Origin of the sequence: Actinoplanes sp. CA-142083 (assembly GCF_050942195.1) — a bacterium.
Classification (GTDB): domain Bacteria; phylum Actinomycetota; class Actinomycetes; order Mycobacteriales; family Micromonosporaceae; genus Actinoplanes.
Genome location: NZ_CP192076.1, coordinates 10,540,156 through 10,563,606 on the forward strand (window position 1 = coordinate 10,540,156; position 23,451 = coordinate 10,563,606).

General features: G+C 72.6%; 21 protein-coding genes. 3 read left to right on the plus strand and 18 right to left on the minus strand.

Annotation, left to right across the window (positions count from 1 at the left end; translation table 11 throughout):
* Positions 1–38: 38 nt before the first annotated feature.
* From ACQPZX_RS48775 to ACQPZX_RS48850, 16 genes are read right to left on the minus strand one after another with little or no spacing between them, the layout of a single operon-like run.
* Positions 39–4,367, minus strand: coding sequence for a WD40 repeat domain-containing protein (locus ACQPZX_RS48775; RefSeq protein ID WP_433372094.1), 4,329 nt, complete (start codon positions 4,365–4,367; stop codon positions 39–41).
* Positions 4,364–5,068, minus strand: a complete 705-nt coding sequence (locus ACQPZX_RS48780; protein WP_433372097.1) for a hypothetical protein — start codon at positions 5,066–5,068, stop codon at positions 4,364–4,366. The genes ACQPZX_RS48775 and ACQPZX_RS48780 overlap by 4 nt, the downstream gene beginning before the upstream one ends.
* Positions 5,065–6,792, minus strand: coding sequence for a hypothetical protein (locus ACQPZX_RS48785; protein ID WP_433372100.1), 1,728 nt, complete (start codon positions 6,790–6,792; stop codon positions 5,065–5,067). The genes ACQPZX_RS48780 and ACQPZX_RS48785 overlap by 4 nt, the downstream gene beginning before the upstream one ends.
* Positions 6,793–6,794: 2 nt before the next feature.
* On the minus strand, positions 6,795–7,415 hold the full coding sequence (locus ACQPZX_RS48790; RefSeq protein ID WP_433372103.1) for a hypothetical protein: 621 nt from the start codon (positions 7,413–7,415) through the stop codon (positions 6,795–6,797).
* Complete coding sequence (locus ACQPZX_RS48795) at positions 7,408–7,662, minus strand: hypothetical protein (protein ID WP_433372106.1); 255 nt, start codon at positions 7,660–7,662, stop codon at positions 7,408–7,410. Before ACQPZX_RS48795 ends, ACQPZX_RS48790 begins: the two co-directional genes overlap by 8 nt.
* Before the next feature lie 10 nt (positions 7,663–7,672).
* Positions 7,673–8,446, minus strand: a complete 774-nt coding sequence (locus ACQPZX_RS48800; RefSeq protein WP_433372109.1) for a molecular chaperone DnaJ — start codon at positions 8,444–8,446, stop codon at positions 7,673–7,675.
* Between the two features lie 2 nt (positions 8,447–8,448).
* Complete coding sequence (locus tag ACQPZX_RS48805; protein WP_433372112.1) at positions 8,449–9,609, minus strand: AAA family ATPase; 1,161 nt, start codon at positions 9,607–9,609, stop codon at positions 8,449–8,451.
* Entirely contained in the window at positions 9,606–11,537 is a 1,932-nt protein-coding gene (locus ACQPZX_RS48810) for an ATP-binding protein (protein ID WP_433372115.1), read from the minus strand. The genes ACQPZX_RS48805 and ACQPZX_RS48810 overlap by 4 nt, the downstream gene beginning before the upstream one ends.
* Positions 11,537–12,463, minus strand: a complete 927-nt coding sequence (locus ACQPZX_RS48815; RefSeq protein ID WP_433372118.1) for a hypothetical protein — start codon at positions 12,461–12,463, stop codon at positions 11,537–11,539. The genes ACQPZX_RS48810 and ACQPZX_RS48815 overlap by 1 nt, the downstream gene beginning before the upstream one ends.
* Positions 12,460–13,497, minus strand: coding sequence for a JAB N-terminal domain-containing protein (locus ACQPZX_RS48820; protein WP_433372121.1), 1,038 nt, complete (start codon positions 13,495–13,497; stop codon positions 12,460–12,462). Before ACQPZX_RS48820 ends, ACQPZX_RS48815 begins: the two co-directional genes overlap by 4 nt.
* The gene (locus ACQPZX_RS48825) at positions 13,475–14,977 is read right to left on the minus strand and encodes an effector-associated domain EAD1-containing protein (protein WP_433372124.1); all 1,503 of its coding nucleotides are present in this window, start codon (positions 14,975–14,977) and stop codon (positions 13,475–13,477) included. Before ACQPZX_RS48825 ends, ACQPZX_RS48820 begins: the two co-directional genes overlap by 23 nt.
* Positions 14,959–16,032 (minus strand): HesA/MoeB/ThiF family protein, encoded by a 1,074-nt coding sequence (locus ACQPZX_RS48830; RefSeq protein ID WP_433372127.1) that lies wholly within the window; start codon positions 16,030–16,032, stop codon positions 14,959–14,961. The genes ACQPZX_RS48825 and ACQPZX_RS48830 overlap by 19 nt, the downstream gene beginning before the upstream one ends.
* A gap of 14 nt (positions 16,033–16,046) precedes the next feature.
* Positions 16,047–16,613 (minus strand): hypothetical protein, encoded by a 567-nt coding sequence (locus ACQPZX_RS48835; RefSeq protein WP_433372130.1) that lies wholly within the window; start codon positions 16,611–16,613, stop codon positions 16,047–16,049.
* A 4-nt stretch (positions 16,614–16,617) separates the two neighbouring features.
* Positions 16,618–16,827, minus strand: a complete 210-nt coding sequence (locus ACQPZX_RS48840; protein ID WP_433372133.1) for a radical SAM-modified peptide, FtsH ternary system-associated — start codon at positions 16,825–16,827, stop codon at positions 16,618–16,620.
* A complete protein-coding gene (amrS, locus tag ACQPZX_RS48845) occupies positions 16,820–17,845 on the minus strand; it encodes an AmmeMemoRadiSam system radical SAM enzyme (RefSeq protein WP_433372136.1) in 1,026 nt (341 codons plus the stop codon). Before amrS ends, ACQPZX_RS48840 begins: the two co-directional genes overlap by 8 nt.
* Positions 17,842–18,723 (minus strand): effector-associated domain EAD1-containing protein, encoded by an 882-nt coding sequence (locus tag ACQPZX_RS48850; protein WP_433372139.1) that lies wholly within the window; start codon positions 18,721–18,723, stop codon positions 17,842–17,844. Before ACQPZX_RS48850 ends, amrS begins: the two co-directional genes overlap by 4 nt.
* Positions 18,724–18,821: 98 nt before the next feature.
* Here ACQPZX_RS48850 and ACQPZX_RS48855 point away from each other — a divergent pair, with 98 nt between their 5' ends.
* Positions 18,822–19,040, plus strand: a complete 219-nt coding sequence (locus tag ACQPZX_RS48855; RefSeq protein WP_433385985.1) for a hypothetical protein — start codon at positions 18,822–18,824, stop codon at positions 19,038–19,040.
* A gap of 1 nt (position 19,041) precedes the next feature.
* On the opposite strand, the gene ACQPZX_RS48860 is transcribed toward ACQPZX_RS48855, so the two are convergent.
* Positions 19,042–20,469 (minus strand): MFS transporter, encoded by a 1,428-nt coding sequence (locus tag ACQPZX_RS48860; protein WP_433372142.1) that lies wholly within the window; start codon positions 20,467–20,469, stop codon positions 19,042–19,044.
* A 104-nt stretch (positions 20,470–20,573) separates the two neighbouring features.
* Here ACQPZX_RS48860 and ACQPZX_RS48865 point away from each other — a divergent pair, with 104 nt between their 5' ends.
* Together ACQPZX_RS48865 and ACQPZX_RS48870 are read left to right on the plus strand one after the other, a co-directional pair.
* On the plus strand, positions 20,574–21,317 hold the full coding sequence (locus tag ACQPZX_RS48865; RefSeq protein ID WP_433372145.1) for a TetR/AcrR family transcriptional regulator: 744 nt from the start codon (positions 20,574–20,576) through the stop codon (positions 21,315–21,317).
* 59 nt (positions 21,318–21,376) lie between these two features.
* Positions 21,377–22,843, plus strand: a complete 1,467-nt coding sequence (locus ACQPZX_RS48870; RefSeq protein ID WP_433372148.1) for an Ig-like domain-containing protein — start codon at positions 21,377–21,379, stop codon at positions 22,841–22,843.
* 16 nt (positions 22,844–22,859) lie between these two features.
* Here the strand turns inward: ACQPZX_RS48870 and ACQPZX_RS48875 are convergent, their stop codons facing one another.
* Entirely contained in the window at positions 22,860–23,438 is a 579-nt protein-coding gene (locus tag ACQPZX_RS48875) for a dihydrofolate reductase family protein (protein ID WP_433372151.1), read from the minus strand.
* Positions 23,439–23,451 lie beyond the last annotated feature (13 nt).

Sequence of the window (23,451 nt, forward strand, 5' to 3'; positions counted from 1 at the left end):
ACAGCCCGGCCACCAGGTCCGACGACTACCTGCGGCCCCTAGGCGGCGCGCACCTCGCCGGTCCAGGGCGGGTCGGGAACTATCAGGCTCATCGCTGCCCGGACCAAAGTGGCCGGCGCCGGCGCGGGCGGCAGGTGCACATGGAACGGCGTGCGCGGCCGCCGGGCCGGTGGATCGCCGGTCACGTGCGTGGTCAGCAGCCTTGTCTTCGGGTCGGCGGGCAGCCGCTGCTCGCGCGCCGCGTGGTGGTCGGTCAGCACCACGACGATCTCCATGCCGCAGCCGGCCGCCGTCGACATCGCCGCCGGCAGGTCGGGCCGGTCGAGACCGCGTCCCAGCCACATCGAGAGCAGGCTCGTCCGGTCGGCCAGCGGCTGCGCCTGCCCCGGCTCGTCGGTGCGGATCAGGCACACCTGCTGGACCATCAGCCCGAGCAGGTGACCGACCGCGCGCAACACCGCCTCGACCGGCCCGAACGTCGCCGGCGAGGTGTCCAGCACGATCGCGACCGACGGGTACTCGGTCTCGGTCGACGCCACGTGCAGGCGGTACAGCAGGTTGTCCTGCGCGAGCTGCATGCGGAACAGGTCGGGCGGCAGCGCCAGCTGGAAGCGCAGCAGGTTCGAGATCGAGCCGTGGCGGCTCGTTCCGGCCAGCTCCCCGGTGACCCGCGGGGTGGGCGAATGGGCGCCGGACTCGGAGATCAGGTCCCGGACGTCGCGGGCGAGCAGCGTACGGGTGTCGAGGTCGAGCGCCGGCAAGTAGCCGCTGTGCTGCTCCATCCGCAGCGGCAGTCCCGGGTCGGCCGCCACCGCTTCCGGTCCCAGGATGTTGAGGAGCGTCATCGTGCCCGAGTCCACCCGGTCGGCCCCGGCGCGCAGCAGCGCCAGCGGGGCCGGCGGCGCCTCGGGCGGCACCGGCCGGCCGCCGAGCGCCCGCAGCAGCGCCGTGCGCAGCTCGGCCCGGGAGTGGTCGGGCGCGTCGTACGCGGGGTCCGCGGGAAGATCGCGCAGGAGCAGGGCCGCGAGCCCGGCGCGGGCCGCGGGCGGCCAGCCCAGCGCGCGCAGCCGGACGATGCCGGGATGGTCGGCGAGACCGGTCAGCTCGGCGGGCGCCCCGCTCGCGCCGCCGATGAGCCGGGTCGTCTCCTGCAGGAGGCTGAGCGGAGGTTGCAAGCCGATGCCGGCCAGTCCGATGAGGGCGTCGGCGCCGGCCGGGAGGCTCTCCGCGATCGGCTCGGCCTCCTCGGCCTCGACCGCCTCGCTCACCACCAGCGGCAGCCGGACCAGGTAGGCCGCGCCCGACGCCGGAACCAGCGCGACGAGAGTGTTCCCCTCGACCCGGGCGAACAGCTTGTCCGGCTGGGACCGGCCGATCCGCGGCATCTCGACGGAGGCCACCACCCGGCCGGTGGGTGCGTGCAGGATCTCGAGCAGTCCCCGTTCGCCGGGCTCGCTCACCACGACGATGAGCGGGTGGTTGTCCGCGTGGCTGGCGAAATGCGGCCCTTCGTCACCGCCGGACTGATGGTCGTGCAGGAGGGTCCCGGTGGCGCCGTCCCAGATGCCCACGCCCGAGTCGTGCCCGACACCGACGAGCACCTGGTCGTCCGCTGTCACGGTGAGCGCCGCCGACAGGATCTCGCTGCTCGCGTCGGTCTGGAAAACGGACCACGGCTGCATGCCACGGTCGACGTCGTACACCGTCACTTCGCCCCCGCTGACGCCGACAGCCAGGACGGTCCGGCCGGACGATCGCCGGCCGAGCGCCACCGAGGTCGCGTCCGCCTTGTCGATCTGGTGCATCAGGGCCCCGCTCTCGGCGTTCCACAGGACGACGCCGACACCGCTGCTCACCCCGGCCAGCAGGAGCGTGCCGTCGGCCATCTCGACGAAGTCGACCGAGTAGAAGGCGCCGCCGCCGGCGGCACGGGAATCGGTCAGGGTGACCAGCTCCTGGCCGTCGAGCGAGTAGATCGTCACCCCCTGGCCGACGCCGACGGCGATCCGCACTTCGCCGTCGCGCATCCGCACCAGCTCGGCCGCCCAGGCGTTGGTGACCGGGCGCTCGATCGCGGCGAGCAGTTGCCGGGAGCTCGCGTCCCAGACCTGAATCCGGTCCTCGATACCCACCGCGACGGCCAGCAGGCGGCCGTCGTCGAGGCGGATGCCGGCCACGGCGTGCAGCGGCTCCTCGCCGGTGGTGCCGAGATTCCGCACCTCGGCGGGCCCGGCGGCGGTGATCTCACCGATCGCGGCGGGCCGTCGCCCCGGCAGCCCGAGCCGGATCAGCTCGACGCCGTCGTCGCCGAACGCGCCCCGGCCCGCCAGCATCAGGGAGTCGCCCCCGCGCAGATAGCCGGACCGCAGCGACGGCGGCTGGCCCCGGCCCTCGAACTCCTTGAGGATCGCGTCGTCGCCGACGTCCCAGAGGAAGCATTTGCCGGCCTGGGTCACCGCCAGCAGCACAGTCTTACCGGGCCGGACGTCGACGAAGTGGAGGTCCGAGATCGGATCCGTCGGCGCGAGAACCCGCTCCCCGATCCGCTCTGCCCGCTCGATGTCCCACAGCGTCACCCTGCCCTCCCAGGCGCCCACGGCGGCGCACGACCGGCCGTCCGGCAGGCGGGTCCAGGCCATCGCCTGGATGATGTCCTGGTGGTCGATCTCCCGCATGAGGGTGCCGGCCAGCGGATCCCACAGCTCGACCCGGCCGTCCTCGCGGCTGGACACCAGGAAGAGCGGATCGAGGCCAGCGCGCGGGAGCCAGAGCCCGATCCGGGTGCTCGGCAGTGGCGTACGGATCGTGGCGATCTGCCGGCCGGAGGGCAGCTCGAGAAGCGGAATCTCCGAGTCACCGACCATGGCGACGACGGTCCGCCCGTCGGCCAGCTCGGTGTTGGGCAGTCCATAGAGGTCGATCGCGTGCGGGACCTCGCAGACCGGGGCGCCGGTGACCGCGTCGATCGCCAGGAACGGTGACCCGTCCCGGGCGATCAGGGCGACCGGCCGGCCGTCCAGCCGGGTCAGGGCGACGTTGCAGAAGGTCAGATAGGGATCGTCGTCCTGCTCGACGGCCTCCGCCGCGGCGAGCACCCGGCGGGAGTCGAGGTCCCAGATCTCGTACTGCCCCCTCGTGCTGCCGAGAGCCAGCAGCGCCGGATGACCCGCCGCGGGGAGGAACGAGGTCGTCCACAGGTCACGGGCCTGGCTGTTGAGGACGGTCGACTCGACCTCCGCTCGGAACGGGCCGTCCTCGCCGGGCTGCGGAAGCGGCGCCGGCTCGGGTTCGGGCTCGGCGGCCCCGACGTCCCAGAGGTCGATGGAGGTGCTCAGGTGTTCCGAGATCACCATGAGCCGGCCGTCGACCTCGGCGAACGCCAGCTCGTACAGGCCGAAGTCGACATCGACCCGGGCGATGCGACGCCCCTTCTCGATGCTCCACAGGTCGTAGCCGCGGCGGACGGGCAGCACGACCAGCGTCTCGCCGGCCCGGTGGACGATGCCGACCGATCCGTCGACCTCGATCTCCGGTTCCATGACCGCCACGCGGTGGGTGAATTCGATCAGGTCGAACACCTTGACCGCCTCGGGACCGTCGCCGGCGATGACCAGCACCGGGACGCCGGCCGGGCCCGGGACGACCTTGAGACCGATGACCGTGCCCTCGTGCGCGTCCAGCGAGCCCACCGGGGTACGGCTGGCGACGTCGTACACGGTGACGGCGCCGTCGTAATCCGCCCCGATCACCCAGACGGTGCGGCCGTCCGGCGATCGGGTCAAGGCCACCGTTCGCAGGTCCGTCTCGAACGTATCGGTCTCGAACTGGACGGTGCCGTCGAGGATGTCGAGCACCCGCAGGCCGCCACTGCTGTCGCCCACGGCGAGAAACTCCACGCCGGGCTCGCAGTACGCGGACAGCGCGGTGGCTTCCGGGCCACCAGCCGCCCGGAGACTCCGGCGCGGCGCCCCGGTGAACGGGTCGCAGAGATCGACCGAGCCGTCCTCCGATCCGATGAACAGCATCGGATTGCCGTCGGCGGTCCGGCCGAACGCCGCGCCGGCGACCGACTCCTCCCGCTCACACCCCAGCTCACCGGTGCGGGCGTCCCACACCCGCAGCTCGCCGGCGTCGCCGAGGCAGGCGATCAGCGTCCGGCCGTCGGGCAGCACGATCGAGTCGATCCCCATCGCCATGAACGGCGTGTCGAAGCTGCGGACCATCCGCGGCTCCGGGTCGGGCGCGGGCCGGGCCACCGACGGCGCCGGGCGTCGCGAGCCGCCGTTCGCGGCGCCCGCCCGGCCCACCGTCCGCGCGTGCGCCTCGGCCCACGCGCGCAGCCCGTCCATGGGCCCGGCCGAGGTCACAGCTCGGCGCTCAACAGGACCGGCGTGGCCGACCGGGACCGGTAGCGGAACAGCTGCCGCTCGCGCACCGTCGCCCGCACCGAGACGACGAGCTGGACCGTTCCCCCGGCGGGGGCGCGCACGATCGCCATCAGCGGCTCGGGCAGGCCGGCCAGCGGCCGCTGCTTGGTGCGCCGGAACTCCCAGCCCGCGTCCGGCCGGAGCAACCGGACCGCCTCCAGGTAGATGGCGCTCTGGCGGGACTTCGTCTCGCCGCCGACGGAGCCGACGGTCGCGGTGACGTCGGCCAGCCCGAGCTCCGGCCCCAGCTGCCACCGGCGTACCACCTCGACGTCGTCGGTCAGCCGGCGCGGCGCCATCGACCAGGTGATCGGCGCCTCGCCGGACCCGTCCGGCGAGGCCAGCGCCAACTGCACGGTGGCGGACTCGAACGGTGGCTCCCCGTCGCGGGTCTGGAACGTGGCCTCCAGGTGCAGCCGCCAGAAGGCGTACCGGTCCTGCTGGGACTTCAGCCAGGCCGCGAGGCCGGGGTCGCCGGCGGAGTCGGCGGTGATCGGCATCGACACCGGACCGCCGAGGAACACCCGGCCGGAGAGGTCGGGCGGCTCCGGGAGAACCCCGTCCGACCCACGGACCACCGTGGACTCGAGGTCGAGCTGCAGCGGGCCGGCGTCGAGGGCGGGCGGGCTGATCTCGGTCACGATGGTCCCTCCGGGGATCGGGGTGTGGGCGGCCGGTCGGGCCGGCGCTCGGCGTCGCGCAGTTGCGCGAGCCGCTCGAACAGGTGGGCCGCCTCGCGCGGCTGGTTGTGGGCGCGGTGCAGCTCGGCCGCGCGGCCGAGGTCGCCGCTCGTCTCGGCCTGCCAGGCCTCGTTGCGCCAGGCGTCGAGCGGCGTGGCGGGCCGGGACGGGAACGGCCGCGGCTGGGGAATCGACGGCGTGCCGGGCCGTGGCGCGTCCTGCTCGCGGGTGAGCTCGGCCAGGGCATCGGCCGTCGCGCGCGGCACCTGCAGGTCCACTCGCGGGTGGGCCGGGGCCCACAGCTCCCAGACCGGCTGCCGCCGCTCGATCGGGAAGTGCAGGGCCGCGGCGTCGGCGAGCACCACGATGTGCCGGTCGTCCGGCAGGAACAGGCGCTGCCGGGCGGCCGGCGGCAGTTCGGGGCTGAGCGCCGAGCCGATCGGGAGGTAGAGCGGTCCCGGTCCCAGGCAGGTGAGCGGCGTGCCGACGCCGACGTTGACCAGCAGGCCGCCGGGGGCGACCAGCAGGTGCCGGTCGCGCCCGCGGATGATCAGCGCCGACTCGGCGAGCGGGTGCCCCTCCAGCAGCAGCGGCACGAGGACGAGGTCCATGTCGTCCAGCAGGACCGCGTCGACCCGCTGCCCGGGGCTGCGCCGCGGCACCACCCGCAGCTCGGCGTTCGCGGTCTCGCGGTGGTCGCCGAGCGGGGTCTGCGGCTGCGGCACGAAACCGGTCGCGACCTTGATCAGGGAGGCGGCGGGCTGGTGGTCGCCCAGCGGCTCGACCCGCCAGGAGCCGAACGCCTCGTCGGCCAGCGCCCAGCCGCCGGACGGCAGCAAAGTGGACAGTTGGTAGTCCGCGATCGGCAGGCTCGCGCCGTGCTGGACGAGCAGCTCGCCCTGGTCGCCGGCGCGCCGGAACACCGTGGTCAGCGGGAGGCGCTCGGCGGCGGCGAAGAGCGCGGCCGGGATGGTCCGGGCGCCGGCGGCGTGCACGGTGACCTCCAGGAGCACCGATTCGCCGCCGGCCTCGCGGTCGCCGTCGAGCGGGTGCAGGCGTACCGGCCGCTGCCAGACGTCGAGGTCCAGTTCCAGGGCACGGCGTACCAGCTCTTCGGTGGTCACCCCGGGCGTGAGGACGGCGGCGTCATGCAGGGGTGCTTTACGCGTACGGCTCAGTGGCGCGTGCCGGATCAGATCGGTGACATCGCTGGGCTCCAGGGCCGTCACCGCGATCCCGCGGTCGCCGGAGACCGGCCCGCCGAACGGCCGGGACAGGAACAGCAGGTCCCCGTGCCGGGCGTAGACCCGGCCGCCGGCGCTGTGCGCGGCCGTCCGGACCAGATCGGGCTCGGCCTCGGCGCGCAGCCACCATTCGCCGTCGCGGCGGTGGATCCGGATCTCCGCGCCGCCCAGCACGGACAGGCAGCGCAACGCCCGGCTCGCGTCAGGCAGGCACACGATGATGTCGTCGGGCGACGGCGCCACCGGCTGTGGTGGCGGGACGACAACCGTCGGCGACGCGGGCGGAGGCGCCGGCCGGACCGGGACGGCCGGCGGCGGGTCGGGCGGGATCCGCTCGATCGGCCCGCCGGCCCGGTGGGTACGCGGCTGCGGCGCCGCCGGCGGGACCGGTGGCGGGACCGGCGGCGGCGTGGGCTCCGGAGGCCGGCGTCGTCGGAACATCCTCACGCCGCCTCTCGGGTCGCCGCGGGCGTCGCCTGCGGGATGACGATCCGCTGGCCGTACCGGTCCTGCGCCCATCGGCGCCAGCGCTCGCCGGCGGCCGGGTCGCCGCCGCGCAGCGCGGCCGCGAAGGTGAGCGCGACCTGGTCGAACCGGTTCGCGGCCTCGGCGATCGCGATCCCCCAATCCTCGACGTGGAGCGCCCGGATCGGCGGCTGCTCGGTGGCGAGGTAGTTCTGAAGATCGGCGAGGACCGGCAGCGCCGTCTCGGCCGGGGCGCCCGCGGCCAGGTCGCAGCGGACCTCCACGAGCCGCCGGCCCAGCAGGAGTTCGGTTCCGGCGGTCGGCGTGAGCGAAAGCGGGTCGGCTTGCAACGACGTCCGGGCCGCGTCGACGTCGCCCAGCTCGTGCACGTAGATCCAGGCCGCAACGGTGTACCGCTCTGCCCGGGACTCCATCGCGGCCGTCGCCCGCACGTTTCCGGCGGCCCGGAAGACGCGGGCGGCCTGCCGGAACTGGCGGGCGTTGGCGTAGCAGCGGCCGGCCTCTTCGAGCTGGCCGTCGAGCTCGTAGCAGTGCGCGGCCTGGTTCCACGCCCAGTCCGCGTCGTACGGGCTAGTCACGCATCGGCTCCGATCGGCGCTGCTCGTCGTCGGGCGGAAGCGTCAACGGCGGCTCGACTTCCGGCGCCGCGCCGCCGACCTCGTGGATCGACGCGTACGGGTCGACGACCCGCGCCACGTCCCGCGTCGCCGCGTCGTGCCGGGCATCGTGGTCGGCCGCCCGGGGACCGCCGTCCACGTCGTCGACCGTGAACACCTCCACCTCGCCGGTGTCCGTGCGGTACCGGAATCGCACACGTAGCCGCATCGTGACCTCCTCAGGCCTGGATCTCGAACTCGATCTCCAGCACGCCGCCGGACTCGACGACCTGGACACCGTCGGCGCCGCGCATCCGGGCGTAGGCGAGGACCGCCTCCCGGTACGCCTCCGCGAGCACCCGGTGGAACTCGTTGCGCCCGCGGACGCCGATCGTGGCCAGCACCTCGGCCGCGGCGACGTCCAGCGCGGCCGAGCGCTCGCCGAGGATCCGATCGAGCTCGGCGGCGGCCGCCGCCCGGGCGGTGGCGTCCAGGCCGGCCAGGTGCTGCTCGGCGGCCTCGCCCCGGGCCGCTCGCAACGCTTCCTCGCGGGCGGCCGCCAGGTTGAGCTGCGCCTGCCGCTCCGCCTCGCGGCGGGCGTCCTCGGCGGTGATGCCGCCCCAGTTGTCGTCGTAGTGGGTGCCGGACCCGGCCGCGGTGATGTCCTGGTCGATCTCGCCGCTGATCGTCTGCGCCGCTTCCCCGGTCGCGCTGACCTGCTCGGCCAGCTCGGCAACGATCTCCAGCTCGCGGGTGTCGGCGTGGTAGGCGACATAGCCGCCCTCCATGGCGTAGCGGTAGACGTCGCCGTCGAGGACCCAGCCCTCGGCCTCGTCGAGCGTGCGGGCGAGCGCGGCGAGCGTCGGCGCGCCGAGCGTGTCCTCCAGCGACTCGGTGATCCGGGCCTGCCCGGTGGCCGCGCCGCTGAGCGTGGCCACCCGCCGGACCTCGTCCTCCCAGGCCTCGCGCAGGTGCTGCGTCGCGGTGACATCGATGCGTCGGGGATTGCACATGTCTAGCCGTCCCTCCTGAGCTCCTGAAGTCGTTCGACGACGCCGAGCTGCACCTCGCGCAGCAGGGCGAGCGAGTCGCCCGCCTCGAGCCGGCCGGTGCGGATCTCCCGGAGCAGCCGGGCGGCCCGCCGCTGGGCCTCGTTCAGGTCCTCCATCGCGGTGACGTGCTGGACCGCGCGGGCGAGCTCCTTGATGTCGGCGACGACCTCGCTGACGTGCCGGGCCGGATCGCCGGTGTCCACGGGCACGTCGTGCGCCGCCACCACCTGGCGGATGATCTTCTCGTCGTACTCGCTGGTCCACAGGTGGACCAGTACCGAGAGGTCCTCGAGCCCGGCCGTGGGCCGGCCGTGCAGCAGCGCGTTGGCCGCGATCGCCTTCTGCGCCTTGACCGCGCGGCGGTCCGAGAAGGTGATCCGGTCCTCGCGCAGCGACCGCAGGATCGAGGCCAGCTCCGGCCGTACCGGGGCGAGGTCGACCTTGGCCACGGCGGCCTGAAGGTCGATCAGGTCGGCCCGGCTGAACTGCGGCGCGACCGCGGTCGGCGTGCCGCCGGCGAGCAGCGCGCTTTCCGCCTCCCAGCCGCTGTCGAGCACCTCTTCCAGGGCCTCGTCGGCCACGTAGCCGAGCCGGCAGCGGAACAGGAACCGGTCGGAGAACGCCTGGAGCACCGGGTCGTCGACCAGCTCGTTGGTCGCGCCGAACAGCGAGATCAGCGCCGCCCGTTCCCGGTGCGAGCCGTTCACGAACGTCCGCTCGTGCACCAGCGTCAGCAGCGTATTGAGGATCGCGCTGCTGCCGTTGAAGATCTCGTCGAGGAACGCGATGTCGACCGTCGGCAGCATGCCCTCGGTCTTGATGCGGTAGACGTTCTCCCGCTGGAACGCCTCGACGTCGATCGCGCCGAACAGCTCGGCCGGCTCGGTGAAGCGGGTCAGCAGGTACCCGAAGTAGGACGTCTGGAGCAGCTTGCTGAACCGCTCGATGAGAGACGTCTTCGCCGTGCCGGGCGGCCCGACCAGGAGCACGTGCTCCCGGCACAGCACGGCCAGCGAGATCACATCGACCGCGACGTCACGATCCACGAACTCGCTCTTGAAGTCGTCCATCACGTGGGCGAACGCGCGCCCCTTGCGCAGGGCGTCCGGGCTGGGTGCAGTCATGACTGGCTCGGTTCCTCGGGCGTCTGGGAGATCATCGGGTCGTCGCCGGCGGCACGGTGGCCCCCGGCGGCCGGCGGACGGCGGCCCGCCCGCTGGTCGCGGTCGGCGTCGCGTTCCTGGATCGTGCGGCGCAGGCGCCCCACCAGCTGGCCGAGCCGGTAGGGGTCCTTCACCGGCGCCGTCCGGTTGACCGCCGCCTCGCCGCGGGCGGTCGTGAAGATGGAGCGGATGTCGTCGCCGTTCATCAGGTTGGTGGCGGCGGCGATGCGGTTGAGCAGGGCGTCGGTCACCGGGATCCCGAAGTGCTCGGCGTGCACCTCGGCTATCCGGCGGCGGGCTTCGAGGTCGGGCAGGTCGATGCGGATCGGACGGAACCGGCTCGGCCGCAGCAGCGCCTCGTCGATGATGTCGAGCCGGTTGGTGGTGCCGACGATCAGCACCGGCACGGCCGGCCGGAAGCCGTCCATCTCGGTCAGCAGCTGCGCGACGATCGCGTTGCCGGCCCGGCTGCCGCCGTCCTCGCGGCCCGACCGCTGCGTCGCGATCGAGTCGAACTCGTCGAAGACGACCACGGCGGGCGCGTTCCGGCGGGCCTCGGCGAAGATCTCGCGAACCTTGCGCTCGCTCTCGCCCACGTACATGTCGGTGACCTCGGGCCCGGACACCACGTTGATCGTCGCCTGGAACGCGGTGGCCAGCGCCTTGGCGAACAGCGTCTTCCCGGTGCCCGGCGGCCCGTGGAAGATGAAGCCGCGCGGGATCAGCTCGCGGTGCAGGTGCTCGGGCATCCCGGCCCCGCCGTTGATCAGATCGATCGCGTGCTGAAGCTCGTCCTTGACCGCCTGGTACCCGCCGATCTGATCGAAGGTCACGTCGGGCAGGTCGAAGTCGTTCGAGGTGGTCGCCTTGAAGATGCGCAGCTCGTCGAGCAGGCCGGCGAAGGTCGCGCCCTCGCGGTGCTGGTGCTGGGCGTACCGGATGGCGTGCCGGAAGCGGACCGCGTTCATGCCGGCGATGTGCTTGTAGAGGCCCACCTCGTCGAAGCCGGAGAACATCGCGGCCTCGCCCGCGGTCACCAGCGCGGTGCCCACCGGCGTCTTCCCGTCGCCGTCGCGGACCTCGCGGGGCAGGATGTCGATGGCGATCCGGACGGCGAACCGGTTGGCCAGCACCTCGGGGATCACCAGGGACGGGTCCACGAAGGCCAGCAGCACGCAGGAGCTCGAGTCGTACAGGACGTCGGTCAGCTCCCGGGCCTCGCTGTTCAGCGCGGCGTCGCTGCCGCCGGCGAGCAGGTCGAGGTGGGGGACGACGACCACGTCGTCCTCCTTGGCGTGCCGGACGGCCTCCTGCAGCGCCTGGAGGGACTGCTGCCGGCGGCCGCCCTGCATGCCGCCGAAGTCCTTCTGCGCCGCGGCCGGATCCGGCCGGACGATCACCGGCTTCCGGCCCGAGCCCGAGGTGATCTCCCGGGCCAGGTACTCCACCAGCAGCTTCTCGCACTGGACCACCACGGAGAGACCGGCGTCGAGGTACTGCGCCGCCTTCTCGATGTCCGGCTTGTGGGCGATCCGGACGGCCGCCGCCTCGTCGATCTTCTCGGGGTGGCCGGCCGTGGCGATCACCGCGGGCTTGACGACGGCCGGCGCCTCGACGACCTGCTCCGGGGCGCCCTTCGCACCGGCCACCGTCATGCCCGGCGGCCAGTAGAGCGGCGCTTCCGGCTCCGGCGTCGTGAAGCTCAGGCTGAACCGGTGCAGCGGAATCGCCAGCGTCTCGGCCGACAGCGGCGTGGTGGACAGCGCCGGCATCTCGGCCAGCGCCTGGCCGAGCGTCAGCTCCGGCTCCCGGTCGGCCATCAGCCAGCGGTCGCTGAGCGGCTGAGGATCGCCGAGCGCCACCAGCGCCACCCGCGGCCTTCTGCTCATCAGCGGTCTCCGATCGTGAGGACGTCGCGGTACCGGGAGAAGAGCCGCACGGCGCGGCCGTACTCCGCGTACGTCAGATAGGTGCGGGCCCGGATCGACGCGGCGGGGTCGATCGTCACGCCCGCGATGCGGCCCGCCATCGTGCCGGCCTCGGTCTCGGCCCGCTCGGTGTCGGCGAGCGGGCCCCAGAAGCGCACGGTGGCCAGCGCCAGCGGGCTCGGCCCGGCGACTCGGGTCATCTCGGCGTCGGCGGCGGCTATCCGCGCGTCCCAGGCCGCGCCGTGCCGCAGCCGGGCGGCGAGGTAGACGTCGAGCATCAGGCCGGGCCGCTGCTCGCGGAGGATGCGCAGCAGCCGGGCCCGCCAGTCGAGCACCAGCGGGTCCTCGCTCGGCCGGGCCAGCACCGCGGTCAGCGAGGCCGTGCCGTGCGGCCGTGCCAGCAGGCGCATGCTCAGGTCGAGGGCGGCGGTACGCGCGGCCGGGTTGGTGGACGGGCGGCCGAAGATCGAGGTGAGCGGCGACATCGCGCGGAGCCGGTCGGCCAGGCCGGCCGGGACGCCGCCGGCGGAGGCGCCGAGCACCGGCGCGACCAGGGCATGCCGGGCCAGCGCCTCGGCCCAGCGGCCGTCCCGCCGGGGCGAGAGCTCCGGGACGAGGTCGAGGATCTGCGCGGCCCGCTCGTCGGCCCGCACCCCGACCGCGGCGGCCATCAGCACCACGCCCGGCCCGACCGGCTCGGCGTCCGCCCACGGCGGATCCCCGGCCGCGAACAGGGCGCCGGCCGAGGACACCAGCCGGCAGACGTCGGGGACGCACTCGCCGGCCTCGGCGAGCGAACCGGCGCCGCGCAGGATCCCGGACGGCACCGGACCGGACGGTTCGGCGGCCCACCGCAGCACCCGGCGGGCGGTGGTCAGGGCGTTCATCCGTCCACCACCCACTGCGGGAGACGGCGCATCTTGCGCCCGTCCCAGCCGTACGCCCGCAGCACCCGCTCCCCGCCGTCCAAGTTGAGCAGTCCCGCGATCTGCCAGCGCCGCCGGAAGGTACGGCTGTGCAGCTCGACGTCGCTGCTCGACAGCCCGAGCCGCTCGGTCGCCGGGAACAGGTGGGTGTGGTACCACCCGACCAGCTGCAGGTCGCCGCCGAGCCGGTGCACGGCGTCGTTGGCCCGCAGGAAGCTCTCCCCGGTGAAGGTGAACTGCAGCATCGAGGCGCCGGTCCGCTCGGCCGGCAGCGCGTGCACGACCTCGACCAGGTACCGCTCGGGGTGGTCGGCGTCCCGGTGCACGTTCCCGACCAGGAAGCCACCCTCCTCGATCTCCTCGGACAACGGCAGCTCGTGGCGCAGCGCCTTGCCGGCCTCGGGCCCGAAGACGACCGCGACGTCGTCCTCGGCTCGCAGGCCGTTCTCGCCCGGCTCCGGCACGCCCAGGTCGGCCAGGCGGGCCGGCGGCGGCTCCGGCTCGGCCACCTCTTCCAGGTTCAACCGGCTGGTGCGGCCCCGGCGCAGCCGTACGTCGATGGTCCCCTCCATCCGCGGCGCCGGCCGTTCCAGGCTGATCTTCTCGAGGCCGGGACCCGCGGGGGCGTACCCCCAATGCTTGTCGTCCGGGAAGGCGGTCCCCAGCAGACGCTGCAGTGGCCGGGCGAAGACCTCACGGACCGAGTGCGGATGCCGGTAGATCAGCCGGTCGCCGACCAGGATGCGGATGGTGAGGTAGCTGTGGCTGGGCCGCAGGTTGACCATGACCGGATCGCCGCTGCTCTCGCGCAGGTCGGCCACCTGGTGGAAGCTCAGCGCGAACAGCGCGTCGTCGAGCGGCCGGCCCAGCGCCTCGCCGAAGACGCTGCGCAGCAACGGGAACAGGTCGACGCGGCCCTGCAACACGTAGTCGTCGGTGCGGTAGAGGTCGATGCCGACCGTCTCGCGGTCGTCAGTCCACGCGATCGATGACACTTCGCGAGACCCGAGGTCGGATGGCGGCGGACCGGACAATCGGGACCCCTCCCCTGCCCTTGATCAGTTCCTGGTTCTGCATGGCCCAGCTCGCGGCCCGCTGGTCGAAGAAGTTCGCGTGCAGCTCCGGGTTGGCCCGGTCGCCGGTCACGTGGATGAGGTCGTAGTTGCGGTACCCGGCGATCTCCACGACCATCTGGCAGACCTCGCCCATGTCCATGCCCGGGTACCAGGTGTCGTCCAGCTCGCCCAGGCAGACCAGGCCGCGGAGCTCCTTGCGGTACCGCGTCGCGAGGTCGGGGTTGTCGTACATCGGGTAGACGTTCGGGTGGAAGATCGGGCTGAGGAAGAACACGTCGGGATGCCGCTCGGGGAAATCCGGCCCGAGCTGGATCCGCACCTGGTGACGCTGGATCAAGGTGGGCTCGCCGTCGGCGCCCGGCGGCCCGAAGCTGTTCTCCTCGAACTCGAGGTCGTAGACGGTCGGGAGCGTCTCGGCGTTGGCGGTCAGCCGCATGCCGGGGTGCGCGCCCACGTAGTTGCGGATCTGCTTGTGCACCCGCTGGAGCGCGTCCTCCCGGATGATCGGGTTGACCGCGCCGGCCCGGCCCTCGAAGCCGATCCGCATCTGCTCGCCGTCCTGCACGCCGGCCTCGTGCAGGGTCTGGTCGGGGTTGGCCCGGTGCCGCTCGCCGCTCGGCGCGATCCGGTCGACGATCGCGTTGTTGACCGTCTCGCCGGAGACCGTTCCGGGGTAGTGCTCGCTGATCACGTCCTCGGCCACGTCCCGGAACGTCCGCTGCGACGGGGTGTCCCGGGCGATGAACCGGGAACCGTCCGGGCCCTGCAGCGACAGGGCGGAGAAGACGTAGTCGGGCTGGCCCGGGCCGGCGACCGTCCACCCCAGCTCGGTGCGGTCGAGCAGCGACGAGACCCGGGCGACGTCCGGGCTGTTGACCGCGAACGACGTCGTGTACGTGGACGCCCAGCGGAACTCCGGCGCCAGGCCCAGTTCGCGCAGCTGCCGCTCGGCGTCCTCCCGCTCGGCCTCGGACCGCACGCTCACCATGACCCGGCAGGTCGCCTCCTGCGCGGCCTGGTCGACCACCGCGGTGTCGCGCGGCGTGTCGGCGGTCTCCGCCAGGTAGCGGTCGTGCAGGCGGGTGATGTCGGGGTTGTACGGGAACTCCTCGTGCACCGCCCGCAGCAGCCGCGAGTAGGGCCGCTGGACCCGGCCGAGATCCAGCTGGTCGAAGGCGAGCCACCACCAGCTCTCCGCGTCCTCGGCGGGCTGCGGGATATGGTCGGCCGGGAAGCTCAACCGGCGCAGCCACCGGGCGCCGGCCTCGCGGTTCGCCGCCAGCCGGGTCATGACCTGGATGAACGCGTCCCGGTCCTCGGCCGTCATCCGCACGTCCGGCCGCTCGCGGGCGGGCTCCTCCTCGCCCGGGCCGCCGGTCCTCATCCGAGCCTGAGCCATGAGTACTCCCCATCTGGTGATCGGACGGCAAGGACCTCGTGCGGTGCGATGCCGAGCTCGGCCAGCTTCGTGCCGGCCGAGGCTTCACGAACGCGGGTGGTGCGGGCGAGCCGGAGCCAGTCGCCGCAGTGCGGGCAGGCGATCGTCGGCTCGCGGTAGCCGTAGCCCGGCTCGCAGACGCGGTGGCAGCTGTAGCACTCCTGCGGCGGCGGGAACTCGGCCCAGGCCAGCGGCTCCGAGCCGGGCGGCAGGGCGGCGAGCAGCTCGCCCACGGTGTCGTCGCGGGACACCGTCGCCCGGGCCGGCGCGCCGACCGCCGTGTGGTGGGGGCATTCCGGGTCGAGGTCGACCAGCACCGGCGCGGTGTCGCCGGTGGCGATGTCGACCGAGAGGAACCGCCAGGGCACCGGCACGCCGAGCACTTCCCGTGCCGCGGTCGCCGCCATCCAGCCGGCCACCAGCGACGACGAGAGGATGGACGCGGGCAGGGGCCGGTCGCCGAGCTCGGCGCAGCTCGCCGGCACGTCGGAGCCCCAGCGCTCGGCGGCGGTGAGCGTGCAGCCGTAGCAGGGCTCGGCCGGGTCGACGCGCAGCCGCACCTCGCCGCCCCACGGATGGGTGCCGCCGTCCACCAGCGGGGTTCCGGCCATCGTGCAGCGCTCGAGCAGCTGCAGGCGCGCCCACCGGGTGTCCAGGCAGCCGAGCACGACGTCGGCGTCGGCCAGCTCGCCGATGCCGACCCCGCGCACGAGATCGTCGACCCGGGTCTCGACCACCGTGCCGGGCGCCATCCGGGCCAGCGTGCGGGCCGCGGCCTCGGCCTTCGGCCGGTCCAGGTCTCCGTCGTCGAACAGGACCGTACGGCTCAGGTTGTGCGCCGCCACCGTGTCGGGGTCGCAGAGGATCAACCGGCCGATGCCGAGCAGCCCCAGATTTTTGGCCACCTCGTTGCCGAGCGCGCCGACCCCGGCCACGACCGCGGTCGCGCCGGCGATGCGCGCCTGGTCCCAGCCGGGCATCAGCCGCTGCCGGTCGTGCCTGTCCGGACCCGTCATCACTGGGCTCGTCATCACTGACCCAGGTTTCGCGTCGTCACCGGGCAGGCCCGCAGCTCGCGGGCGGGCAGCCAGGCCTCCCAGCACACCAGGCCCTGCGCGGGATCCCGGTGCACCGCGGCCCGGCAGCGGCGCTCGGCCGGCGCGCACGGGCAGATGATCACCATCTCGGCGGGGCGGAAGGAGTGCGCGCAGACCAGGCACGAGCGCCGCCGGAACCCACGATCCGGCGGGCTCAGAAGGTAGGACGCCTCGTCGGTGCTGACCATCCGGGCCTCGCCGGCCGGCGGCCACGCCGCCAGCAGCCCGCTGACGAAGGCGCTCACGTCGGCGTCGTCGGTGCCGGGCTCGCCCTCGACCGCGCAGCACAGCACCGGATCGAGGTGGGCGACGGTCCGGGTACGGCTGTCGACCTGCACCACGTCGTTGCGGCGGAACGTGTGTCCGCACTGCGAGCAGCGATCGTTGTGCCACCAGGAGGTGACCCCGGTGATCGCCGCGCCGTCCTGAGCCGTGTCGAGCTGCGGCGGCGGATCGGCGGCGTTCTCCCGCCCGGCGTCGAACAGGTCGTCGTCGCTCACCCGATCACCCGCACAGCATCTGCTGGACCGGGCCGCCGCCGAGCTCGTCCATCAGCCGCTCGACCTCGAGCGGGCGGAACGCGTCGGCCAGCACGGACACGCCGTTCTCGTCCACAGTGATACGCAGCCGGACCAGGCGGCCCTGCGGATGAGCGGGGTATTCCGTCGCGTCGATCAGATCCGGCAGGTCCTGGACGAACTCGCGTTCAGTCATCGGGGTGCTCCCATCGGCCAGGAATGTCGGTCCCGCAGCCCGCACAGGAGCCGGCCACGACGGCCACCTCCATCGTCTGCCAGACCCCACGATCAACCACGGTTGCGTCGCAAGTGGGACACCTTGTGCGTCGTCCCTCGGCGCCGAGCGCCCGTTCGACGTACACGAAACGCAGACCCACCTCCCGGCCCGCCGCAGCGGCCTCGGCCAGCGACGATGGCGGCGTCGGCGCGAAGCGCCCCATCCGGAAGTCGGGGGTGAAACGCACGAGGTGCCACGGGATGTCGCGGTCGATGTCGGCCAGCGCGCCGGCCATCGACCGCCAGTGCCGCGGCTCGTCGGCGATGCCCGGGATCAAAGGGCTGGCCACCTCGACCCAGACGCCCAGCCGACGGAACCGCTCGATCGCCGCGAGCACCGGGGCCAGCGGCGCTCCGGTCAGTTGCCGGTGCCCGCGCTCATCCGCCGCCTTCAGGTCGATGTTGATCGCGAGCAGTCGCGGGGCGATCAGGTCGATCGCCTCCGGGGTCAGGAACCCGTTGCTCTTCCAGACCAGGCTCACCCCCGGTTCCTCGGCGATCGCCAGCGATAATTCCAGGGCAAGAGCGGCTTCCGTGTACGAGAAACCGACCGCGGCCCGCTCGGCGACGGCTCGCGCGCGCAGCCCCGCCACGTCGGCCGGCCGGGCGCTCCACGGCACCGACTCCTCCCGGCCGTACTGGGAGATCGCGTGGTTGAGGCAGTAGTTGCACCGGAATGTGCACCCGGGTGCGGCCAGCGTCAGGACGCGCGACCCCGGCCGTACGTGGAACAGGGGTTTTCTTTCGATCGGGTCGAGATGGGTCACGGTCGTCGCGAAGGACGCCGTCTCCAACCGGCCGCGGTGATGCCGCCGGACATGGCACGCGCCGGTCTCGCCCTCGGCGAGCTCGCAGCGATGCGGGCACAGGTCACACCGCAGCCGGTCGTCGCCGAGCGCGGTGGACAGCAGCGCCGGCGTCCAGGCCGGGGCGGTCACGGCCGCCCCCGCAGCACCACGACACCCTCGGCCATCGAGCGCTTGCCGCCGTGCTCGGCGACCAGCTCGCGCCGCGCCCGGTCGGCCGCCTCGCCGAGATCGCGGGAGCGGCCGAGAGCGTCATAGAGATAGGAGGCCCACAGCGCGGCGTCGTCGTCGGCCAGCTCGTCCTCGTGCGCGATCGTGACGCTCGCGGTCGTCCGCAGGATCTCGGCGGCGGGCACGCTGGTGCACGCGTTCAGCATGATCCCGAGCAGCCGGGCCGGGCGGATCAGCTCCACGAGGTCGTCGGCACGCACGACGACCGACGCGCCGTCGCGGTCGGTGAAGAACAGGTCGTCCCCGCGGGCGTGGCAGGCGAGGTGAAGCAGGTGATACTTGCCGTCGCGCAGCTCGGAGAGATCACGGACGGTCGCGATCGGACGGTAGTCGGCGCGGAGGTGGGCGCCGGCGTCGAGGAGCTTGCGGTACTCGGTGTCGAACCGCAGCGGGTCGAGCCCGGCCGGCGAGGAGCCGAGGAACAGCACGTCCCAGACGTCGGGCGGCTCGTCGCCGAAGAGCACATCGTTGTACGGAGCCCTTTCGCGAGCCGCCCGCAGCACCAGGTCGCGGCCCTGCGGCACCTCGCCGGCGTCGATCTTCTCGTTGATCAGCAGCCAGTACTCGTACGCGTGCTCGACGCTCTGGATGTTGGGCAGCATCGCGCGATCGAATCCGAGACGCGCGAGGATCAAGGGCGTGGCACGCGTGAGCGGAAAGATCCGCGAAAGCTCCCTCAGCTCACGGTCGGAGAAGCCCGTCGCCACTTGATCACCACCTGTCGCGGACCGTGTCCCACGAGTTATATCGGTGGCTGTCAAGGCGCGTCCATCATCCACTTAGTCACCGGAATGGACCGTCAGATCCTTGCGCGGCTTAGGCTGCGCAGGACGCCCACCTCGCGTTCCGCGCCGACCTGCGCGATCGGGGGTACCTGATCGGGGGTGGGCCGCTGCTCGACCAGGACGACGAGCGCCTGCGCGGCATCTCGGTGATGTCCTGCGACCCGGCGACGGCGCGCGAGCTGAGCAACGCCGACCCCGCCGTGCGGGCCGGCCGCCTGGCGGTGCAGGTGATGACCTGGATGGTGCCGGCCGGCAACATCCGCTTCGAGAACGTGCCGGCGCCGCGCTCGATGGCCGAGGTCGACGACTGACCTAGGCCTTCTTGCTGTGGCGGATGGACTTCTTGCTGTGGCGGAAGGCCCAGCCGACCAGCGTCGCGGCCACGGCGGTGAGCACGAGGCCGGCGATCGTGACCGCGTGCTCGAACTCGGCGGACTGGGACGCGGTCCAGTGCGACGTGGCGATGCTGCCGGTGAAGAGCGCCGCCAGGATGGTGCCGGTGACGGCCACGCCGGTGCCGGAGGCGACCTCGGTGGCGGTGTCGGTGAGCGCCGCGCCGATCGTCGTGCGGTTCTCCGGGAGCCCACGGAGCACGTTGACCCCGGCGACCACACCGACCACCCGGATCCCGGCGGCAACGAAGACCAGGGCGATCGCGACCCAGACATAGCCGAGCCGGCCGAGCAGGGCGTAAATGGCGAGGCCGGCCACGACCGAGGACGCGCTGAGCCAGGCGGCCCGCTCGAGACCGGCCCACCGCACGAACGGGTTGACGAAGGCGCCGCCCGCCACGAGCACGACGACCTGCGGCAACAGCCCGATGGCGGCGAGCGTGGGCGTCCAGCCCCAGTCGAGCTGCAGCTGCAGCGTCACCATGTAGCCGACGCCGGCGGTCGCCAGCCCGGCCGCGGCCTTGTATGCCAGGCCGCTCGCGACCAGCGGACGGGCGACGAGCTTCAGATCGAGAAGCGGGTAGCGAGCTTCGCGCTCGCGTAGGACGAAGAGCAGCCCCGCCGCCAGGGCACCGGCGGTCGCCGTCCAGGGCGCCCACGAGCCGCCGCCCTCGTTGACGAACAGCGTCGGCGCGAGAAGCGCGAACACGATCGTCGCCGTGCCCAGCAGCGCGCCGAGCACGTCCACGGGGTCGCGGTGCAGGCCGGCCGGGTCGTCGGCGGCGATGCCGGCCCGGATGGCGATGATCGCGAACACCGCGATCGGGACGTTCACCAGCAGCAGGACCTGCCACGGCGCGATCGCGAGCACGAGGCCGCCGGTCGTCGGGCCGATCGCGAGGCCGGCCAGGCCGACGGTCGAGATGAGCGTCATCGCGCGGACGCGCAGGCCGTCGTCCTCGAACAGCCGGAAGGCCAGCGCCGCCGACCCGGGCGTGGTCATCGCCGCCGCGACACCCATCAGGGCACGCACCGCGATCAGCTGCCCGGCCGTGGAGACCAAGGCGGTCGCCAGGCTGGCGATGCCGAGCAGCGCCAGGCCGACGAGCATGATCCGCCGCCGGCCGAACCGGTCGGCGATCGCGCCGAAGACGAGCATCAGACCGCCGAAGACCACCGCGTACGCGCCGGTCACCCACTGCAGCGCGACGGTCGAGGCATGCAGCTCGCGCCCGATCGTGGGCAGCGCGACGTTCAGGATCGAGTTGTCCAGCATCTCGAAGAGGAAGACCGACGACAGCCCGGCGAGGGCCACCCAGGCGGCCCGGAGGGATTCGGGTTTGCGCATTTCAGTAGATACGAGCACCGTTCCAGAGTAGAGCAGCGCTCGTATTAATACGAGCGGCGTTCGTATGATGCAGAACACTGTTCCTCCGCCGCTAGACTGCTCACATGTCGCCGACCCCGCAAGAACGCCGCGCCGCCCGGCACCAGCTCGGCGCCGGCCCGAGCGCACCCGCGGGCCGGCGCGGCCCGTCCCGCGGGCACAAAAAGCCGATCACGGTCGAGGCGATCGTCGAGACCGCGTTCGGCATCGTGGCGGATGAGGGATACGAGGCCCTCACCATGCGGCGGGTGGCCACCGCGCTCGAAACTGGCTCGTCGTCCCTGTACGCCCACGTGGTCAACAAGGAAGACCTCGACGAGCTGCTGATCGGCCGGCTGTGTGCCGAGATCGCCCTTCCCGAGCCCGACCCCGCCCACTGGCGGCAGCAGCTCATCAGCGTCTGCACCCAGCTACGCGATCAGTACCTGCGCTATCCCGGCCTTTCCCAGGCCGCCTTCGCCGCCGCGCCGTCGAACCTCGACATCCTGCGGGTCAGCGAGGGCATGCTGGCCATCCTGCTGGCCGGCGTTCCCCCGCAGGCCGCCGCCTGGGCCATCGACTCCCTCACGCTGTACGTCAACGCGTACAGCCTTGAGGTCTCGCTGGCGACCAGGCGGCAGAGCCGCGCCGACGACGGCTGGGTGGTGAGCCGCGAGGCGTTGATGACCCGCTTCGCGGCCCTGCCCGATACCTTTCCGCAGACCAAGCGCTACGCCGCCGAGCTGACCGCCGGCACGGTCCACGACCGCTTCGACTTCACTCTCAATCTCATGCTCGACGGTCTCCCGGCCGACGCAGAGAGTAGGTGATGTCCTGCCGCACGTCGGCCGACGGCAAGCTACTCTGTGCGCAACATTGATCATGGGGGATGTCGATGCGACGTGCGTCGTTGCGCCGGGGGCTGACTGCCGCCGTACTCAGCGGGTCTCTTGTTGTTGCCGGCGGGACGCCGGCGTGGGCCGACGCCGATGCGCCGGACACGACCCCGCCGACGATCGTCAGCACCGGGATGACGGAAGGGCAGTTCGCGCCGGCGGTCTTCCTCTTCACCCCGACCGTCACCGACGACGTGCGGGTCTCGTCGGTGCTCGTGCTGATCCGCGGGTACATCCAGGGCGGCTGTCAGCTCCGCACCGACGGGCTGTGGCAATGCCGGGCCGTGCTCACGAGCGCCATCGTCCCCGACGAGACGCCCATCGACATCACGCTGCGCGCTTCCGACGCGTCCGGCAACAAGACCGAGGCGACCACCCGGGTACGCGCCAACAACACGCCCCCGACCGGCGCGGTCTCCCCGGTGCGGGGCACCTCGATGCACAGCGGGACGGTCGCCATCACCCTGACCGACGTGTCGAGCGACGTGGTGCGGGTCGTGTCGTCGGAGGGGGCCGAGCTCACCGCGGCGCCGTGGAGTTTCCCGTGGCAGGCGGTCAACCGGGCAAAATCACCGTCGTTCGATCTGTACGACCAGGCGGGTAACAAGACGACGCTCGCCACCGGCTACATCGTCGACGACGACGCGCCGGTCATCCAGAGCGCGGTCAGCCTCGCGACGTACATGGACACCGTCCTCGACGGCGGCGCCGGCTGGGTCGGCGACGCCGGGACGCTGACGGCGGCCGTCCAGGACGCCTCGCCGCTGCGGTACGAGTGGTGGGTCGACGGCGCGCTCAAGTCGACCGGGCAGTACTTCTACTGGCGCACCACCGGGATGACCGCACGCACCGCGAACGTCGAGCTCAAGGTCTGGGACGCGGTCGGCAACTCCGCCTCCCGCTCGTACGTGGTGAACATCGACAACAAGCCGCCGGCGCTCGGCTCAATCACTCCCGCCCACCACGCGCTGATCCGCGGCAGCAGGTTCACCACGACGATCAGGGTCTCCGACCCGAACGGGCTCGCCTACTCCAACCTGCAGGGCGCCGACTATCGGAACGTCGAGCCGGGCAAGTTCACCACCGTGTCGCTGGCCAGCGGCCGGGACGGGACCCGCCGGTTCACCTGGCTGGTGATCGACCGGCTCGGCAACTACACGACGTACTCGCGTGACGTCATCGTCGACAACACTCTCCCGACGCTGCGGCTCACGAAGGCGCCCCGGAACAAGTCCATGCTGAAGACGACGACCCGAATCGCGGCGGCGGCCGGCGATCGCAACGGGGTCGCCCGGATTCAGCTGCTGGTCAACGGCAAGGTGGTCGCCACCGCCAGCCGGACGGCGTACAGCTTCGCCCTCAACCCGAAGAAGTACGGCAAGACCTTCACCGTCCAGCTGCGCGCGTACGACAGGGCCGGGAACGTGCGCTACACCGGCAAGCTGACCTACCGCCGCTGACGCCGGCCCGCGCCGGTCAGTGGGCGGTGGGGCGGTAGACCAGCTCCTGGGTGTGGCCGTCGAGCGTCCGGCTCTCGAGCAGCTCGAGGTCGAAGTCGCCGGCGCCGCCGAGAATCGGGCTCGTCCCGGTGCGTCCGGTGATGACCGGGAAGATCGTCACCTGGATGCGGTCGACCAGGCCGGCGGCCATCAGCGCCCAGTTCAGCGACAGGCTCGCCTGCGAGCGCAGCGGCACGTCCGACTGCTCCTTGAGCCGGGTGACGATGTCCACGGCATCGCCGCTGACGATGGTCGCGTCCGGCCAGCCGAGGGTGTCCTGCAAGGTCGAGGAGATCACCGTCGCCGGTGAGCGCATCGTCCGGATGTTCCATTCGTCGAGGGCGTTGGGGTCGATCCCCGAGGACATGATCGAAGCCATCTCCCGGAAGGTGGTGGCCCCGTACACCATGCGTTGGTCGGTGTCGAAGAGGGCGGCGCGGTGCTCGAGCAGCTCGGGGCCCTGCTTGCTCCAGTAGCCGCCCCAGTCGGCGCCTTCGCCGAAGGAGCCGTAGCCGTCCAGGGTGGAGAAGACGTCCCAGGTGTAGAGCGCGGTCATGACAGTTGCCTTT

Coding starts and splice junctions, on each gene's coding strand:
- ACQPZX_RS48785 (WP_433372100.1), bottom strand. CDS start 6,792: ATGTTCCGACGACGCCGGCCTCCGGAGCCCACGCCGCCGCCGGTCCCG.
- ACQPZX_RS48795 (WP_433372106.1), bottom strand. CDS start 7,662: ATGCGGCTACGTGTGCGATTCCGGTACCGCACGGACACCGGCGAGGTG.
- ACQPZX_RS48800 (WP_433372109.1), bottom strand. CDS start 8,446: ATGTGCAATCCCCGACGCATCGATGTCACCGCGACGCAGCACCTGCGC.
- ACQPZX_RS48805 (WP_433372112.1), bottom strand. CDS start 9,609: ATGACTGCACCCAGCCCGGACGCCCTGCGCAAGGGGCGCGCGTTCGCC.
- ACQPZX_RS48810 (WP_433372115.1), bottom strand. CDS start 11,537: ATGAGCAGAAGGCCGCGGGTGGCGCTGGTGGCGCTCGGCGATCCTCAG.
- ACQPZX_RS48815 (WP_433372118.1), bottom strand. CDS start 12,463: ATGAACGCCCTGACCACCGCCCGCCGGGTGCTGCGGTGGGCCGCCGAA.
- ACQPZX_RS48825 (WP_433372124.1), bottom strand. CDS start 14,977: ATGGCTCAGGCTCGGATGAGGACCGGCGGCCCGGGCGAGGAGGAGCCC.
- ACQPZX_RS48830 (WP_433372127.1), bottom strand. CDS start 16,032: ATGACGGGTCCGGACAGGCACGACCGGCAGCGGCTGATGCCCGGCTGG.
- ACQPZX_RS48840 (WP_433372133.1), bottom strand. CDS start 16,827: ATGACTGAACGCGAGTTCGTCCAGGACCTGCCGGATCTGATCGACGCG.
- ACQPZX_RS48860 (WP_433372142.1), bottom strand. CDS start 20,469: ATGCGCAAACCCGAATCCCTCCGGGCCGCCTGGGTGGCCCTCGCCGGG.
- ACQPZX_RS48865 (WP_433372145.1), top strand. CDS start 20,574: ATGTCGCCGACCCCGCAAGAACGCCGCGCCGCCCGGCACCAGCTCGGC.
- ACQPZX_RS48870 (WP_433372148.1), top strand. CDS start 21,377: ATGTCGATGCGACGTGCGTCGTTGCGCCGGGGGCTGACTGCCGCCGTA.
- ACQPZX_RS48875 (WP_433372151.1), bottom strand. CDS start 23,438: ATGACCGCGCTCTACACCTGGGACGTCTTCTCCACCCTGGACGGCTAC.